The organism is Roseateles sp. P4_D2, assembly GCF_056401875.1.
This window is the reverse complement of the sequence record NZ_JBFUIM010000008.1, coordinates 323,878-338,326: the sequence shown is the minus strand read 5'-3', so window position 1 is coordinate 338,326 and position 14,449 is coordinate 323,878. Positions and strand designations below refer to the sequence as shown.

The following is a 14,449-nucleotide window of genomic DNA, read 5'->3' as shown; positions in this document are numbered from 1 at the left end:
CCAGGCGCACAGCGCGGCCACGCCGTGCAGGCGCGCGATCTGCGGCGCGGCCGGGTGGTGCGGCAGGCTCAACGCGGCGACGAAGGCGCGCATGCGGGCCAGGCCAGCGCGGGCGTCCGGCTGCAGGCACTGGCCTTCAGCGCGCAGCAGCTCAGGCCCGGTGGCGAAGCCGGCCGTCAGCATGGCGTCCTGCGGCTTGGCCTCATGGCGCGTCGCCAGCGCCAGCGCCTGGCGGGCCAGCGCCGCGTCGCCACTGTCGACAAGGACGCGGGCGCGGGCCTCGCGCAGCACCTCTTCGTACCAGGCCGGGTCGTGCCCGGCGCCGCGCAGCGCTTCGGGCGCCGGCGCTTCGTCAAGAAAACGCAGCGCGCCGGCCATCTCACCCGCCATGCTGGCGTTCAGCGCCTGCTTGCGGATATCTCCGGCCAGCAGCGGATGCAGGCCCTTGCCGGCCACTACACGGGCCTGGCGGCGCAGCGCAAAGCGCTGGGCCGCCAACTCGTGCTGCCCGCGCTCCATGGCCGCATCGCCGGCACGGCCGTGCGCAATGGTCAGTTCGACCGGGCGGTGCAGCAGCCGCAGGCGCTGCGTGTAGTCGGCCTCCACCAGCGGCGCGCCCTGCGCCACATCGCCCCAGCTCAACAGCAGGTTGCCCAGATGCCCCTGCACCTGGGCGAGCAGCAGCGGCGGCACACCGTCGCCCAGGGCGCGCAGCCTTTGCAGGCAGGCCTCCAGCTCGGCGCGCACGCGCTCGAAAGGCAGCGACAGCGTCGTCGCATACATGGCCGACCAGACGTTGGCCGCGCCGACCTCCGCGCGCACCGCGTACAGGCCGCCGCGCTCGCGCAGCGTGGCCAGCGCCGGCGCTAGCAGGGCCAGGGCGTCGTCGTGCCGACCCTGCTGGGCGGCCCAACGCGCGCCACGCAGGCCGGCCTCGGCGGCAGCCAGCGCGTCCTCGCCTGCAGCGGCGGCGCGGAACTCAACCAGGGCCTCGGGCTCATGGCCACGGCGGTTCAGCAGCTCGCCGCGCAGCAAGTGGCGCCACGCCTGCCCAGCAGCATCGGCTGGCGCGGGCAGGCGCGCCAGCAACATCTCGGCCTCGTCCATGCGACCCAGATCGACGAGGGCACGCGCCTTCAACAGGCCGGTGTCTACGTCGCCGGGCGTGTCGGGCAGGGCCGCCAGCACCTCGTCCGGCCGCCCGGCGTCAAGCCGCGCACGCCCCAGGCGCTGCGCAGCCGCACGTGTCTCGTCGGCCGGCGCGGCCTGGGCACGCAGCGAGGCCAGTTCACGCTCCCGCAGGTTGACGGCCAGTGGCGCGGCCCCCATGGTTTCGTAGGCATCGCCCAGCACGCGGTAGAGCCGGGCCCGCTGGGCGGGATCGCCGGCAAAGCGTTGCTCAATCAGCTGCGCACCGCGCTCCAGCAGCGGCACTTCGCCGTCGCCGTGAGGATGACGGGCCTGCGGCTCGGCGCCAAAGCGGAACATCTCGGCGACGAACGTCGTGGCCACGTTCTCGCGCTCGGCGGCCTGAGCAGCGCGCTGGCGCTGGCCGGCCAATTGCACGGCCAGGGCGCCGACCACAACGAGCACGCTGCCAGCCAGCAGCGCGGCACGACGGCGACGACGCAGCAACAGGCCCAACCGCCGCAGCGGCGCCGCAGGGCGCGCCTGCACCGGCTCCTGACGCAGCCAACGCTCGACCTCATCGGCAAGCGCGTCGGCGCTGGCGTAGCGCCGGCCCGGCTCCGTCGCGCAGGCGCGGGCGACGACAGCGGCCAGGTCGGCATCGCCCGCCTCTGCCACCAACTCGCCCAGCATGACGCCCAGTGCATAGACGTCGACTTGCACGCTCAGCTCACCGCCCAGCAGCAACTCGGGCGCCGCGTAACGCGGCGTGCAGGCCGGCGGCGGCGCGCCCGGGCCGACGACGCCCAGCACGGCGGCGATACCGAAGTCCAGCAGATGCGGCCGGCCCTCGGCGTCGACCAGCACATTGGCCGGCTTCAGATCGCGATGCAGCACCAGGCGGCCGTGGGCATACGCCAGCGTGCGGGCGATCGTCACGAACAGGCGCAGCCGCGCCGGCAGCGCCAGTCCGGCGGCCGCCTCGTCCAACGGCCGCCCCTCGACGTAGGCGATGGCCAGATACGGCCGCGGCTGGCCGTCGGGGCCGGGCTCCAGGCCGGCGTCGTACAAACGCGCGATGCGCGGGTGCTCCAGGCGGGCGACGAGACCGGTCTCCCGGGCAAAGGCCTCGCCGTCAGCCCAGTGCCCGCGAGGCAATTTCAGCGCCACCTGGCGCTCGAACAGGCCGTCAGCCCGATCGGCCAGCCACACCTCGCCCATGCCGCCGCGGCCCAGCGGGCGCAGCAGCCGATAGGGCCCGACACGTTCGCCCGCCCGCAGAGCGAGCGGTTCTGCCAGGCCTGGCAGCGCAGCGAGGAAGCCCTCGTGCTCCCCGGCGTCATGGCGATCCAACATCTGCGCCAAACGCTCGCGCAGCGTCCCCAGGGGCAGCGCCGCCAGCCAGGCCGGGCGCGCCGCGGGCGCCAGTTCCAGGCCCTCGTCCAGCAGTTGGCTCAGCGTGCGCAGCTCGTCGAAGGACATCGCAGTCATGCGCCGCAGTTTGCGGTCAGCAGGCCGCTCGTGCCGTCCCCAACTCGGTGGACAGCGGGCGGAATGGCCTGCGCCGTTGCGTCAGACCGCCGTCGTGGCCGGGTCGATGAGGCGGCGCACGCCCGCAACCAGGACCTGTGCCGCTGTAGGTGCAGGCCTGCACAGGCGCGTGGCCGAGACCGATGTCGCCAGCGGAGCAGGCCGGACAACATCAGCCCGTTGCACAGTTGCAGGAGACACCGCATGCCTGACCTGACCTCCGCCACCGAACTGGCCTCCCGGGCCAAGACACCCTTTCCCGGCGCCTCTGCCGATTACGAGCAGGCCCGCAAGGCCCTGCTCGCCGAGGAGATCGAGTTCCGTCGCCACATGACGCGCCTGACCGAGCAGCGCCGCGCGCTGCCACCCGGCCCGGTGATCGCCAAGCCCTACAAGTTCAAGGACGAGCAGGCCTTCGACGTCAGCCTGCTCGAGCTGTTCGGCGACAAGGACACGCTGGTGACCTACTTCTGGATGTACGGCCCGCAGCGCGAGCGCCCCTGCCCGATGTGCACCAACTGGCTGGGCGCCGTCAACGGCAATGCGGCCGACATCAAGCAGCGCGTGGCGCTGAAGATCCTCGGCCGCTCGCCGGTCGAGCGGCAATACGCCTTCGCCCAAGAGCGCGGCTGGCGCGACCTCAACTTCGTGCAGACCGTCGGCGACGACTACGCCAAGGATCTTGGCATCCTGCAGCCCGACGGCAGCGAGTACCCGGCCCTCGTGGTGTTCAGGCGCGACGGCGAGCAGGTCAGGTTGTTCTGGGCCAGCGAGATGACCAAGGCCATGGGCGACCCCGGCCAGGACCCGCGCGATGCGCCGGACATCGCCTCGCTGTGGTCGGTGCTGGACCTCACGCCCGAGGGGCGGGGCACCGATTGGTACCCCAAGCTCCAATACTGAAGCTCAGACCTCGGCCGTCACCGGGTCGATGATGCGGCGCACCTGGCTGACCTGGTCTGCCGGGAAGCCGCCCAGCCGCGCATGCTCACGCACCTTGGCCTCGTCAGGCGCGTTGTAGACGCAGTAGATCTTGTCGTCGGTCACGTAGCTGTGCACCCACTGGATGCTGGGGCCCAGGTCGCGCAGGACGCCGCAGGACGTGGCGGAAATGCCTTGCAACTGCTCGGCCGTGAGCTGACCGGCGCCGGGAATGTTTCTTTCGATGACGTACTTGGGCATGGAGAACTCCTGTTGAAGCGGGCCTGCCGGAAGTCGACCGGCCTGACGCCATCCTCTTTCCAGGGAGTGGGTGACGTCCTTTAACCGGCTTGAAATCTGGCTAAATTCGACCCCTCGATGTCCACCAACCGATTCCGCTTCGGCGACTACAAGCTGCTCCCGGCCGAGCGCCTGCTGTTCCGCCGCGGCGCCGAGGTGGCGTTGACGGCGCGCGCCTTCGAGCTGCTGGTCGCGTTTGTCGAGAGGGCCGGGCAACTGCTGGCCAAGGACGAACTGCTGCGGCGCGTCTGGGCCGGTGTCGTCGTCGAGGAGAACAACCTCGCCGTGCAGGTCGGCGTGCTGCGCAAGCTGCTCGGCGCCGAGGCCATCACGACCATCCCCGGCTTTGGCTACCGCTTCGCGCTGCCGGTGCTGGATGTGGCCGAGGCCGCGCCCGGCGAGCCTGGCCTGGGTGCCCGCGGCCGTCTGCCGGTGCGTCTGCCGCCGCTGATCGGCCGCGAGACTGAGCTGGGCGAGCTGCAGGCCCTGCTGCGCGACCAGCCGGCCGTCACGCTGTGCGGCGGCCCTGGCGTCGGCAAGACGCGGCTTGCGCAGGAGCTCGCGCTGAGCCTGCGCGGCGACCACGCCGACGGGGCCTGGTGGGTGGACCTGACGCTGCTGCGCGAGGACGAGCCCGTCGCGGCCGCCGTGGCCCGCGCGCTGGGCCTGGCACCCGGCCCGGACCCGCTCGCGACGCTGGCGGCCAAGCTGTCGGCGCTGGCGCTGCTGATCGTGCTGGACAACGCCGAGCACCGCGCCGCGGATGTCGCCGAGCTCGTCTCGACGCTGGTGCGCGACACCGAGCGGGTCAGCCTGCTCATCACCAGCCAGCTGCCGCTGCAGGCCCAGGGCGAACGCGTCTACCGCCTGGAGCCGCTGCCCCTGCCCGACGCCGTGCGCCTGCTGGCCGCGCGCACCGGCGCGGCCGAAGCGGGCGTCAGCCACCGGGCCGAGGAGATCTGCGAGGCGCTGGACTGCAACCCGCTGGCCATCGAGCTGGCCGCTTCGCGCCTGGATGTGCTGGGGCTGGACGGCCTGGCCGCGCGGCTGCACCAGCGGCTGACGCTGCTGGCTCCCAGCGATGCGCGCAGCCCGTCGCGCCGCAACGCGCTGGCCGAGGCGCTGAGCTGGTCGCACGAATTGCTGGCCGAGCGCGAACGCCTCGTGCTGCGCCGCCTGGCCGTGTTCCCGGGTAGCTTCTCGCTGGAAGGCGCAGCCCTGGTGCTGGCCGACGACAAGCTGCCCGCCGCAGCCGCGGTGGCCGCAGTGCTCAGCCTGGTCGAGCGGTCCCTCGTCAGCATCGACCGCGGCACGGCGCAGCGGCGCTTGCGCCTGCTGGAAACCATGCGCCTGTTCGCACTGGACAAGCTCGTCGCCGCCAGCGAGACGGCGTTGGCCCAGGCCCGCCACTGCGCGGGGCTGCGCTGGCTGCTGGACGACGCCTACGAAGAGTCATGGCGGCTGCCGTATGCCGCCTGGAAATCGCGCTATGAACCCGAGTTGCCCGGGCTGTGGGCAGCGCTGGCATGGGCCGGCGAGCACGACTTGACCGGCGCCGTGGCCCTGTTCGGCGCCGCCGCGCCGCTGTGGATGCCCCGCGCAACGCAGGCCCGCCCGCACGCGCTGGCGCTGGCCGCGCGGCTGGCGGACGACACCACCATTGCAAAGCCGGAGCTGGCCCGTTTCTGGTCGGCCTGCGCGCGCTGTCACAGCGCCATCCACCCGGGCCTGGCGCGCGACGCCGCCGAGCGCGCCGCCCGGCTGTACCGCGAGCTGGGCGACGAGCGTGGCGAATACCTGGCCCTGGTGGAGCACGCCTTCAACTGGCGCGTCGACGGCCCCGAAGCCCGCGCCGCACTGGCCGCTGCGCGCACGCTGGAAAGCCCGGGCTGGCCGGCCGCCGTGCTGGAGCGCGGCCTGACGACCGAAGCCGTGCTGCACCTGACTTCCGGCCGGCACGACGAAGCCCGGCGCTGCTATCAAGCGGCGCTGGCGTTGTGCGAGCGCGGTGGCTTCGACGCCGGCGTGATGCGCGCCCGGCTGAACCTGGCCGACCAGGCCCGCGCTGCTGGCGAGCTGGACCTGGCCGTGCAGCTGGGCGAGGCGCTGCTGGCCGAGCCGGGCGATGCCGGCGACCTGGCCTGCCTGGCCACCATCATGGGCAACCTGATCGGCGCGCTGATTGCGCAGGGGCGCTTCGAGCGCGCCCGCGAGGTGGCGCGGCAAGCCCCAAGCCGCCTGGGTCGCCTGGCGGTGGATGACCAACTGTGGGTGTCGCTGGACGCGCTGGCGCTGCTGCATCTGCAAACCGGCCGCACGGCGCTGGCCGCGCAACTGGCCGGCGCAGCGGACCGCGAGTTCGAGGCTCATGGCCAGATGCAGCGACAGCCCAACGAGGCCGCCGACCGCGCGACGCTCGCGGCAGGGCTGGCGGAGCGGTTCAGCACGGAGGACGTGGAACGGCTCGCGCAGGAAGGTCGGCGCATGAAGCTGTCCGACGCGATGCGCGCGGCCTTCGAGCTGTGACTCAGGCAGCGAACAGGCGCGTCGCCAAATCGTCGGCCGAGTTCACGGTGCGCAGCTCGGCATAGGCCGCATCGGCTTCGGGGTAGGCGCGCTTCAGGTAGTGCAGCCACTGCTTGAGTCGACCGCCCTGATGCTTGGCGGCGACCGTGGCGCGGACCTGGTCGAAGAAGACCTGCATCAGCGGCAGCAGCTCGCGCCAGGGCACCGGGTCTGCGCGCGCGCCGGCGACACGCAGCGCCAGGCCCGGGTCGGCCACCATGCCGCGACCCAGCATCAGGTGTTCGCAGCCGCTGCGCTCGCGGGCCAGCTCGGCATGCTCGACCGTCCAGATCTCGCCGTTGGCAATGATGGTGATGGGCACCGCCTCGCGCACGGCGGCGATGCGCTCCCAGTAGGCCGGCGGCTTGTAGCCATCGGCCTTGGTGCGGGCATGCACGACGATCTCCTGGGCGCCCGCGTCGTGAATCGCGCGGGCCACGTCGAGCGTGCGGCTGTCATCCATGTAGCCCAGGCGCATCTTGGCCGACACCATCACGTCCATCGGCACCGCACGGCGCACGGCCGAGACGATCTCGTGGATCAGCTCGGGTTCGTCCAGCAACACGGCGCCGCCACGGTGGCGGTTGACGCACTTGGCCGGGCAGCCGAAGTTCAGGTCGATGCCCTCGGGCTTCAGCTCGGCAAGTCGCCCGGCGTTCTCGGCCAGGCAGGTCACGTCGGAGCCCAGCAACTGCGGATGCACCGGCACGCCGGCAGCCGTGCGCCCACCGTTCCTCAGCTCCGGCACGATGCGCGTGAACACGCGGCTGGGCAGCAGCTGGTCGGTCACGCGGATGAACTCGGACACGCAGCGGTCCACGCCGCCCACGCGCGTGAGCACGTCGCGCAGGATGTGATCCAACAGCCCTTCCATGGGCGCCAAGAGGATCATTTCGACTCCTCTTGGTTCATCAAATAGAGCCGCAGGTCGAACTCCAGCTGGAAGTAGTCCGGCTCCATGTGCTGGCAGAGCTTGTAGAAGGGCTTGTTGTGCTCCAGCTCCCGCAGATGCGCCAGCTCGTGCACGACGATCATGCGCAGCAGCGCGGCCGGCGCCTCCTTGAACAGCGTGGCCACGCGGATCTCGCGGCGCATCTTCAGCTTTGAGCCTTGCACCTGGGTGCGGCGGGTGTGCGTCCCCAGCGCCTGCTGCAGCACGCGCAGCTTGGCGTCATAGCCGACGAAATTCAGCGGCTCGGCATTGCGCAGGTGGCGGGCCTTGAGCGCCTTCACATAGTCGAACAGGGCGCCATCGCTGCGCACCTCGTGGCGCTCAGGCAGGCGGCGGGCGAGATGGTCGGCCAAGCGGCCGTCCAGGCGCAGCTGTTCGGCCTGGGCGATGAGTTCGGGCGGGTAGCCAGCGAGGTAGCGGGCGGCAAGCATGCAGTCGGGATTCAAGGTGCGGCGCATCGAGTGCGCCGCGCGGGTAGCGAGGTCAGGCGACCAGCGCGTTCAGCTGGTCCAGGCTCGCTATTGTCGCGAGGCAGGCGCGTGCCACCTCCTGGCCCTTGGTGGAGAAATGCTCGGCAAAGAAGCGCTTGTGCTCGCCATGCTCATGAAAGTGGTGCGGCGTCAGCACGGCGGAGAAGACCGGCACGTCGGTGTCCAGTTGCACGTCCATCAGCGCCTGGATGACGGTCTGGGCGACGAAATCGTGGCGATAGATTCCGCCGTCGACGACGAGGCCGCAGGCGATGACGGCATCGAAGCGGCCGCTGCGCGCAAGACGCTTGGCATGCAGCGGGATCTCGAAGGCGCCGGGCACGTCGATGACCGTGACCTGTTCCGCGGGGATTCGACATCGGTCGAATTCATGCCGAATGGCCGACACGGCGACGCCGACGATGTCCTTGTGCCAGCTGGCGGCCACGATGGCCACGCGCGGCAGGCGGGTCAGGTTGAAGGTGGGATTGAGGGTCTGATTCATGGTGTCCTCTTGAAAGACGGTTTTTCCAGAATCAGGGCAAGCGCACGCAGCAGCGGCGTGCCCGCTCAAGCAAGCACGCCGACGCTCCGCGATCTCTTTCATCCGGACTGTGACCGTCGGCCCTGGCATCGCACCAGGTCTGCTGACCCTTTGCCGCCGAAGCGGCGAAGGCGCTCGCGGGCTCCCAGGCTTTCGCCCAGATACCGCCGGTGGGGAATTTCGCCCCGCCCTGAGAACGCTGCCGGCCTTGCGAGCCGGCGCCGCGATGCTAGCCGGTGCGCGGCATGATGGCGGTCATGTCCGAGACAGCCTCTTTCAAGGTGACCCTGCTGCCCGGCGGCGAAACCTTCAGCGCCATGGCGGACCAGCCCCTGCTGTTGGCCGGCCTGGCGGCGGGGCTTGCCCTGCCTTGGTCCTGCCGCAACGGCACCTGCCGCACCTGCATCGCGCGCGTGATCGAGGGGCGCGTCGAGCACAGCATTCCCTGGCCAGGTCTCTCGGCCGAGGAAAAGGCTGAAGGCTGGGCCCTGCCCTGCGTGGCCTGCCCGCGCAGCGATGTGACGCTGCAACGGGCCTGACGCATCACTTCCTCGCCATCACGAGCTTGTTGCCGCCCTGGTTCAACGTTACCGAGGCGGCCTTGCCCTCGTCGGCGCTGAAGTCGAGTTGCGCCGCGACCTGCGGCACATGGACCTGGCGAGGGGAGGTGGCCATCAGTTCAAACGCCGGCTGGCCTGGTGCCTGACCCTGCAGGCGGCCCTTGTCGTCGATGAAGACCTTGATGGAGAACTGCGGCGAGCTGTAGTCGCCCACCAAAGCCTGCATTTGCGCCGGGTTGAGCGTGATGAAGGCGGGCTCGGGCGGCAGCTCGCCACTGCGCGTCCAGCGCCCGCCTTCCTTCTCGCCATTGTTGAACACCCGCATGCCGATGACCTTGCCGTCGGCCGTGCGTTCAAGCTGCAGCTCGTCGACGGAATCGGGGAAAGCGAAGCGGTCCTGCCCGAGCGGGACCAACGCCGCGGTGCCGCCACCGGTGCGCTGCCCTTGCAGAACGCCGTCCTTCAACCGCAGCGTGCGCGACCGCTTGTCCTCACGGGTATAGACGCCCTCGGCGCTCGCAAGTTGCTCGGCCGGCACCGCCACGGGCTTGTGCTCGGCAAAGGGCTCGCCGATGGCAAAGGCCGCGAGCTTGCGCGCCACCAGGTCCGTCGCGAAGCCAGGGGCGTCGCTGTTGCGCAAGATGACGACGGTCGTCTGGCTCTTGGGGAGGTAGTTCAGCAGCGACCCAAAACCGTGGATGCCGCCGTTGTGGGCCAGCACGGGCTGGTCGCGCAGCACGTCAGTGCCGATCCCAAAGCCATAGTGATGCGCCTTGGCCGGGCCTTCCGGCGTGGTCATCCGCTCGTAGCTGGCTTTGCTGATGAGCTTGCCGCCATGCAGCGCCTGGTTCCAGCGCCACAGGCCTTCGGTATTGCCGATCAGTGCGCCGGCAGCATGGGGCTGGGTCATGCTGAGGAAACCGGCCGGCGCCACCTCGCGCTGGGCATTCAGCGTGTAACCCTGGGCCATGCCCTTGAAGAGCCGGTCGCCGGCCTGGTAGTGCACGCTGGTGATCTGCGCCGGCCTGAGCAGCAGCTCGTCGATGGACTGGTGCCAGCTCTTGCCCGAGATGGCCTCGACGACGGCGCCGAGCAGCACATAGCCGGAGTTGTTGTAGGCCCACTTCTCGCCGGGCTGGAAGTCCGCCGGCAGGTCCTTGAATTCCTTGATCAGCTCGGCCGTGCTGAGGTCGCGGCGCACCGGGTTGCCCATATAGCCAGGGATGCCGGTGTAGCTCTTGACGCCAGAGGTGTGGTTGAGCAGTTGCAGCAAGGTGATGTTGCTGCCGTTGGGATAGTCGGGCAGGAACTTGGACAGCGGGTCATCGAACCTGGCCTTGCCTTCGTCGATCTGCTTGAGCAGCGTCGCGGCGGCGAACTGCTTGGTGACGGAGCCGATGCGCATCAGCTGGTCAGGCTGCAGGGGCACGCCGAGCTCGATGCTGGCCATGCCGCGGGCGCCCTTGTAGAGAAGCTGGTCACCGCGCGCGACCAGCACCGTGACGCCGGGGCCGTCGCGGTTGAGCTTTTGCGCGTCGAGCAACTGGTCGGCATAGGCCGTCATGGCCGCGGGCGTGGCGGGTTGGCCAGCATGGGCCGTGCCGACCAGCAAAACAGACAGAGCGAAGGCGGGCGTGGCGTGTTGTCGCATGGCGGTGGGCAGGTGGTGAGACGCCGCGCAGCATGGCGTTTGGCGCGCGGCCCGGCAAGCCGGCGTGCGATGAACGGCACGAAAGAAGGCATGAGCCGCAGCAGCCATCCACAGCGCCTGTGGACAACCGCGTGCACAGCCTGCGGGCGGCAAGCCCAAGTCCTTGGCACAACAGCGCTTTCCTTGCGCTGCCTCAGATTGAGGCAGACCGGCGCACGGGACAATCGCCGCCATGCATCGCACCATCTTCACAACCCCGGGGCTGAGCACCCTGCTGCGGGGTTTGTCCGTGGCCTGGCTCAGGCTGGCAGGCTGGACCGTTCAGGGCGAGCTGCAGCCCGAGGCGCGCAAGAGCGTCTTCATCGCCGCCCCGCACACCAGCAACTGGGACCTGCCCTACACGCTGTTCGCGTCCTTCGCGCTGCGCCTGACGCCCTACTGGATGGGCAAGGCTTCCATCTTCCGCTTCCCGTTTGGTGGGCTGATGCGCTGGCTGGGCGGCATCCCGGTGGATCGCGACAAGTCCAGCAATCTCGTCGCCGCCTCAGCCGAGGCTCTGCAGGCCGCCGACGGCCCGGTGCAGCTCATCGTGCCGCCCGAGGGCACGCGCAGCAAGACCATCTACTGGAAGACCGGCTTCTACTGGATCGCCGTCACGGCGAAACTGCCCATCGTCATGGCGCACATGGACTACCCGCGCAAGCTCGTTGGCCTCGGCCCGCTGTTCCGGCCGACCGGCGATGTCGACGCCGACATGGCCGAGATCAAGCGCTATTACGCCCAGTACAAGGGCAAGAACTCAGACCAGTTCACGCACGAATGAATACGACGACCACGTCCAAGGACCCGCTGCATGGCCTCACCCTTGAGGCCATCGTGACCGCATTGGTGGAGCATTTCGGCTGGGCCGAACTCGGCCAGCGCATTGCGATCAAGTGCTTCCAGATCGACCCCAGCGTGGCGTCGAGCCTGAAGTTCCTGCGCAAGACGCCGTGGGCGCGCGCCAAGGTCGAGAGCCTCTATCTTTTCATGCGGCGCGAGCAGGCGCGCGCCGCTCGACCGTAGGTTTAGCGGCCGCCAGGCTCTGGGAGTTCGATCTTGACTTCGAGTACTTCCAGATCCCCCTGGCGCTCCATGTGCACCTTGATGTCTTCAGGGTTGATCGACACGTATTTACTGATGACGGCCACCAGCTCGCGCTGGAGTTGCGGCAGATAGTCGGGGCTGGAGCTGCGGCCGTTGCGCTCGTGCGCGAGGATGAGCTGCAGCCGCTCCTTGGCGACGCTGGCCGAGCTCTTCTTCTCGCCGAGGAAAAAGTTCAGGAATCCCATTGCGCGGCTCCCATCACTTGGCGCCGAAGACGCGCTTGAACCAGCTGGGTTTCACGGCTTCGGTGAAGCGCATGGGCTTGTCCTCACCGAGGAAGCGGGCAACGACGTCCTTGTAGGCCTCGGCCACGTCGGTCTCGGCCAAGTGGATGGCCGGCGTACCCTGGTTGGAGGCCTGCAGCACGCTCTCGCTCTCGGGGATGACGCCGATCAGCGGCGTGCGCAGGATCTCGTGGATGTCGTCCAGGCTCAGCATCTGGCCGCCCTCGACCCGGTTCGGGTTGTAGCGGGTGATGAGCAGGTGCTCCTTCACGGGCTCGCCGCCTTCGATGGCACGCTTGGTCTTGCTGGACAGCATGCCCAGGATGCGGTCGCTGTCGCGCACCGAGGAGACCTCGGGGTTGGTCACGACCAGCGCCTCGTCGGCGTAGTGCATGGCCATCAGCGCGCCAGTCTCGATACCGGCCGGCGAGTCGCAGACGATGAAGTCGAACTCCATCGCCTTGAGCTCGTTGAGCACGCGCTCGACGCCTTCCTGCTTCAGCGCGTCCTTGTCGCGCGTCTGCGAGGCGGCCAGGATGTAGAGCTTGTCAAGCTGCTTGTCCTTGATGAGGGCCTGCGTCAGTTTGATCTCTTCGTTGACGACGTTGATGAGGTCATACACCACACGGCGCTCGACGCCCATGATGAGGTCAAGGTTGCGCAGGCCAACATCGAAGTCGATGACGCAGGTCTTGTGGCCGCGCATCGCGAGGCCGGTGGCGAAGCTCGCGCTGGTGGTGGTCTTGCCGACCCCGCCCTTGCCGGAGGTGACGACGACGATCTTGGTCATCTGGAGCTTTCCTGTTCGTTCAGTTCAATCGGGTTCAGAGCACTTCAGAGGGCGAGTGGCAGCATCAGCAGCTTCTCGCCATCGAGCAGGACCTGGGCCGGCTTGCCCGCCACGTCGGCAGGCAGCGGGTTCTCGGTCGTGCGGTAGATGCCGGCAATCGACAGCAGCTCCGCCTCCAGGCTGTGGGCATAGATGCGGGCCGACGTGTCGCCGCGCGCGCCGGCGATGGCCTTGCCGCGCAGCGGGGCGTAGACATGCACGCTGCCATCGGCGATGACTTCGGCGCCGTGGTTCACCAGCGCCAGCACGACGAGATCGCCGCCCTTGGCATAGATGCGCTGGCCGGAGCGCAGCGGCTTGTCGATGACCAGGGTCGGCGCAGGTGCGGCGGGCTTCTCGATGATCTTTTCGACGGTGATCTCACGAACCACCTCACGCACTGTCTCGGCCGGCGCGGCACTGCGTTCACCCATCGGCTCGTCGGCCGCGTCGGCCAGGCCCAGCTCATGCGCCGCGGCCAGCTCCTCGGCCGTCGCACCGGCCACGGCCACTGGCTGCAGCTGGCTGTTGCGCAGCAGCTCGACGATCGCCCGCAAATCAACCGGTGCCGGCCCGTCCAGGGCCAACGGTGCCTGGCCTTCGACCGGCGCGGCCACGGTGGCCGGCGCACGCGCCAGCTGGCTCAAGTCGATGACAACGGGCTCATGCTCGAAGCCGCCGGCGCCCGCGCGCTGGGCCCAGTCGGCGGCCAGCTCGGCCATGTCGGCGCTGTGCAGCACCAGGCCCAGCAGGCTGAAGCGGCGCGACTTCAATTCGAAAGTGCCGGCGCGCGCTGCGCTCTTGCCGCGTCCGCCACTTTCCCTCGTCAAATCCGCCATTGCGCCGCTGCCGCCCGTTCAAAAGGGCGCGAGTTTAGCCGCCACCCCCGCCTTGCCTGTTGGGGCTGCCCCCAGGCGGCACTCGCGATGGCGCCTCAAAAACGGGCATTGCGGGCGGCCGGCTGGCCGATCAAGCACTTAGCGCCGCTGTCGTCAGCCGGCCCACAGACTTGTCCACAGCAGACGGGGACAAAGCGCGTCGAAATGTCCTTCCAAACCGTGACATCCGCACTTGGTGCCTTGACTTATCCCCAAATCTGGAAGGCGTCAAGCCCCGCCAGCCCTCATGCCCCCTGGCCCGCGAGCTCGCCCCGCCATTCCGCTAAGTTATTGATTCATATAAGCGAACCGAGGGTGCCTAGAAATTGAGCAACCTAAGCGGACCCGCATTCCATAAGGGCTTGGCTGCGATGGCGGCGGGTTCTCCACAAAGTTTTCCACAGACTCGGTGGATAGCTTTCAGAAGCGTTACAAATCAGTGACTTAAGCGAGGTCCTTGAGGCGCTGTGGAGCTTTCGGCTGCAACTTGGAAGCGCTCAACGCGCCATCGCAAGCTACATTGGGCCGACCACCTCAAGGAGAGTCCATTTTGGCTACCCCGAACTACAGCTATGAAAAACGCCAGCGCGAGCTGGCCAAGAAGCGCAAGGCCGAGGAAAAGCGCCAGCGCAAGATCAGCGGCAAGCCCGACGAACCCGACGCCCCCGATGAGCCTCAGGCCGATGGCGAGGCCGCAGCCGACCCGGCCGCCCCCGTTGACCCGCAAACCTAGAATCCGCAGTTCCGCCCG

At 69.2% G+C, this 14,449-nt stretch carries 15 protein-coding genes and 1 riboswitch; of the genes, 6 read left to right on the top strand and 9 right to left on the bottom strand.

Annotated features, from left to right (window positions below; translation table 11 throughout):
• Positions 1 to 2,619: protein kinase domain-containing protein (locus tag AC1DW0_RS16960; protein WP_477946995.1), on the bottom strand; the 2,619-nt coding region annotated here is incomplete at its 3' end.
• A gap of 243 nt (positions 2,620 to 2,862) precedes the next feature.
• Here AC1DW0_RS16960 and AC1DW0_RS16955 point away from each other — a divergent pair.
• The gene (locus AC1DW0_RS16955) at positions 2,863 to 3,561 is read left to right on the top strand and encodes a DUF899 family protein (protein ID WP_477946993.1); all 699 of its coding nucleotides are present in this window, start codon (positions 2,863 to 2,865) and stop codon (positions 3,559 to 3,561) included.
• 3 nt (positions 3,562 to 3,564) lie between these two features.
• On the opposite strand, the gene AC1DW0_RS16950 is transcribed toward AC1DW0_RS16955, so the two are convergent.
• The gene (locus AC1DW0_RS16950) at positions 3,565 to 3,840 is read right to left on the bottom strand and encodes a DUF4242 domain-containing protein (RefSeq protein ID WP_056199060.1); all 276 of its coding nucleotides are present in this window, start codon (positions 3,838 to 3,840) and stop codon (positions 3,565 to 3,567) included.
• Positions 3,841 to 3,957: 117 nt separating this feature from the next.
• Here AC1DW0_RS16950 and AC1DW0_RS16945 point away from each other — a divergent pair, with 117 nt between their 5' ends.
• Positions 3,958 to 6,405, top strand: coding sequence for an ATP-binding protein (locus tag AC1DW0_RS16945; protein ID WP_477946991.1), 2,448 nt, complete (start codon positions 3,958 to 3,960; stop codon positions 6,403 to 6,405).
• Position 6,406: 1 nt separating this feature from the next.
• On the opposite strand, the gene AC1DW0_RS16940 is transcribed toward AC1DW0_RS16945, so the two are convergent.
• From AC1DW0_RS16940 to AC1DW0_RS16930, 3 genes are read right to left on the bottom strand one after another with little or no spacing between them, the layout of a single operon-like run.
• Positions 6,407 to 7,336 (bottom strand): tRNA dihydrouridine synthase, encoded by a 930-nt coding sequence (locus AC1DW0_RS16940; RefSeq protein ID WP_477946989.1) that lies wholly within the window; start codon positions 7,334 to 7,336, stop codon positions 6,407 to 6,409.
• A complete protein-coding gene (locus AC1DW0_RS16935) occupies positions 7,333 to 7,827 on the bottom strand; it encodes a YgjP-like metallopeptidase domain-containing protein (RefSeq protein WP_477946987.1) in 495 nt (164 codons plus the stop codon). Before AC1DW0_RS16935 ends, AC1DW0_RS16940 begins: the two co-directional genes overlap by 4 nt.
• Before the next feature lie 52 nt (positions 7,828 to 7,879).
• Positions 7,880 to 8,371 carry a 6,7-dimethyl-8-ribityllumazine synthase gene (locus AC1DW0_RS16930; protein ID WP_056199072.1) on the bottom strand — a complete coding sequence of 164 codons (492 nt, stop codon included), beginning with the start codon at positions 8,369 to 8,371 and terminating at the stop codon, positions 7,880 to 7,882.
• A gap of 86 nt (positions 8,372 to 8,457) precedes the next feature.
• Positions 8,458 to 8,612, bottom strand: a riboswitch (FMN riboswitch).
• A gap of 55 nt (positions 8,613 to 8,667) precedes the next feature.
• Between AC1DW0_RS16930 and AC1DW0_RS16925 the strand changes: the two genes are divergently transcribed.
• Positions 8,668 to 8,949 (top strand): 2Fe-2S iron-sulfur cluster-binding protein, encoded by a 282-nt coding sequence (locus AC1DW0_RS16925; RefSeq protein WP_477946985.1) that lies wholly within the window; start codon positions 8,668 to 8,670, stop codon positions 8,947 to 8,949.
• A 4-nt stretch (positions 8,950 to 8,953) separates the two neighbouring features.
• On the opposite strand, the gene AC1DW0_RS16920 is transcribed toward AC1DW0_RS16925, so the two are convergent.
• A complete protein-coding gene (locus tag AC1DW0_RS16920; protein WP_477946983.1) occupies positions 8,954 to 10,621 on the bottom strand; it encodes a serine hydrolase domain-containing protein in 1,668 nt (555 codons plus the stop codon).
• Positions 10,622 to 10,853: 232 nt separating this feature from the next.
• On the opposite strand from AC1DW0_RS16920, the gene AC1DW0_RS16915 reads away from it, so the two are divergent.
• Both AC1DW0_RS16915 and AC1DW0_RS16910 read left to right on the top strand, forming a co-directional pair.
• A complete protein-coding gene (locus tag AC1DW0_RS16915) occupies positions 10,854 to 11,444 on the top strand; it encodes a 1-acyl-sn-glycerol-3-phosphate acyltransferase (protein WP_477946981.1) in 591 nt (196 codons plus the stop codon).
• Positions 11,441 to 11,686, top strand: a complete 246-nt coding sequence (locus AC1DW0_RS16910; protein ID WP_457444698.1) for a VF530 family protein — start codon at positions 11,441 to 11,443, stop codon at positions 11,684 to 11,686. The genes AC1DW0_RS16915 and AC1DW0_RS16910 overlap by 4 nt, the downstream gene beginning before the upstream one ends.
• A 2-nt stretch (positions 11,687 to 11,688) precedes the next feature.
• Here the strand turns inward: AC1DW0_RS16910 and minE are convergent, their stop codons facing one another.
• The 3 genes from minE to minC are packed head-to-tail and all read right to left on the bottom strand — an operon-like array spanning position 11,689 to position 13,659.
• Positions 11,689 to 11,952: a cell division topological specificity factor MinE gene (gene minE, locus AC1DW0_RS16905; RefSeq protein ID WP_056199081.1), complete on the bottom strand. Its 264-nt coding sequence runs from the start codon at positions 11,950 to 11,952 to the stop codon at positions 11,689 to 11,691.
• A 13-nt stretch (positions 11,953 to 11,965) separates the two neighbouring features.
• Positions 11,966 to 12,781 carry a septum site-determining protein MinD gene (gene minD, locus AC1DW0_RS16900; protein ID WP_056199085.1) on the bottom strand — a complete coding sequence of 272 codons (816 nt, stop codon included), beginning with the start codon at positions 12,779 to 12,781 and terminating at the stop codon, positions 11,966 to 11,968.
• Positions 12,782 to 12,825: 44 nt separating this feature from the next.
• Entirely contained in the window at positions 12,826 to 13,659 is an 834-nt protein-coding gene (minC, locus tag AC1DW0_RS16895; protein ID WP_056199088.1) for a septum site-determining protein MinC, read from the bottom strand.
• Positions 13,660 to 14,248: 589 nt separating this feature from the next.
• Between minC and AC1DW0_RS16890 the strand changes: the two genes are divergently transcribed.
• Positions 14,249 to 14,431, top strand: coding sequence for a hypothetical protein (locus AC1DW0_RS16890; protein WP_056199090.1), 183 nt, complete (start codon positions 14,249 to 14,251; stop codon positions 14,429 to 14,431).
• Positions 14,432 to 14,449 lie beyond the last annotated feature (18 nt).

Bases quoted from the DNA above. Each gene is read 5' to 3' on its own strand.
- AC1DW0_RS16950 (WP_056199060.1), bottom strand. From the start codon at position 3,840: ATGCCCAAGTACGTCATCGAAAGAAACATTCCCGGCGCCGGTCAGCTC.
- minE (WP_056199081.1), bottom strand. From the start codon at position 11,952: ATGGGATTCCTGAACTTTTTCCTCGGCGAGAAGAAGAGCTCGGCCAGC.
- AC1DW0_RS16945 (WP_477946991.1), top strand. From the start codon at position 3,958: ATGTCCACCAACCGATTCCGCTTCGGCGACTACAAGCTGCTCCCGGCC.
- minC (WP_056199088.1), bottom strand. From the start codon at position 13,659: ATGGCGGATTTGACGAGGGAAAGTGGCGGACGCGGCAAGAGCGCAGCG.
- AC1DW0_RS16930 (WP_056199072.1), bottom strand. From the start codon at position 8,371: ATGAATCAGACCCTCAATCCCACCTTCAACCTGACCCGCCTGCCGCGC.
- AC1DW0_RS16915 (WP_477946981.1), top strand. From the start codon at position 10,854: ATGCATCGCACCATCTTCACAACCCCGGGGCTGAGCACCCTGCTGCGG.
- AC1DW0_RS16940 (WP_477946989.1), bottom strand. From the start codon at position 7,336: ATGATCCTCTTGGCGCCCATGGAAGGGCTGTTGGATCACATCCTGCGC.
- minD (WP_056199085.1), bottom strand. From the start codon at position 12,781: ATGACCAAGATCGTCGTCGTCACCTCCGGCAAGGGCGGGGTCGGCAAG.
- AC1DW0_RS16910 (WP_457444698.1), top strand. From the start codon at position 11,441: ATGAATACGACGACCACGTCCAAGGACCCGCTGCATGGCCTCACCCTT.
- AC1DW0_RS16935 (WP_477946987.1), bottom strand. From the start codon at position 7,827: ATGCTTGCCGCCCGCTACCTCGCTGGCTACCCGCCCGAACTCATCGCC.
- AC1DW0_RS16920 (WP_477946983.1), bottom strand. From the start codon at position 10,621: ATGCGACAACACGCCACGCCCGCCTTCGCTCTGTCTGTTTTGCTGGTC.
- AC1DW0_RS16955 (WP_477946993.1), top strand. From the start codon at position 2,863: ATGCCTGACCTGACCTCCGCCACCGAACTGGCCTCCCGGGCCAAGACA.
- AC1DW0_RS16925 (WP_477946985.1), top strand. From the start codon at position 8,668: ATGTCCGAGACAGCCTCTTTCAAGGTGACCCTGCTGCCCGGCGGCGAA.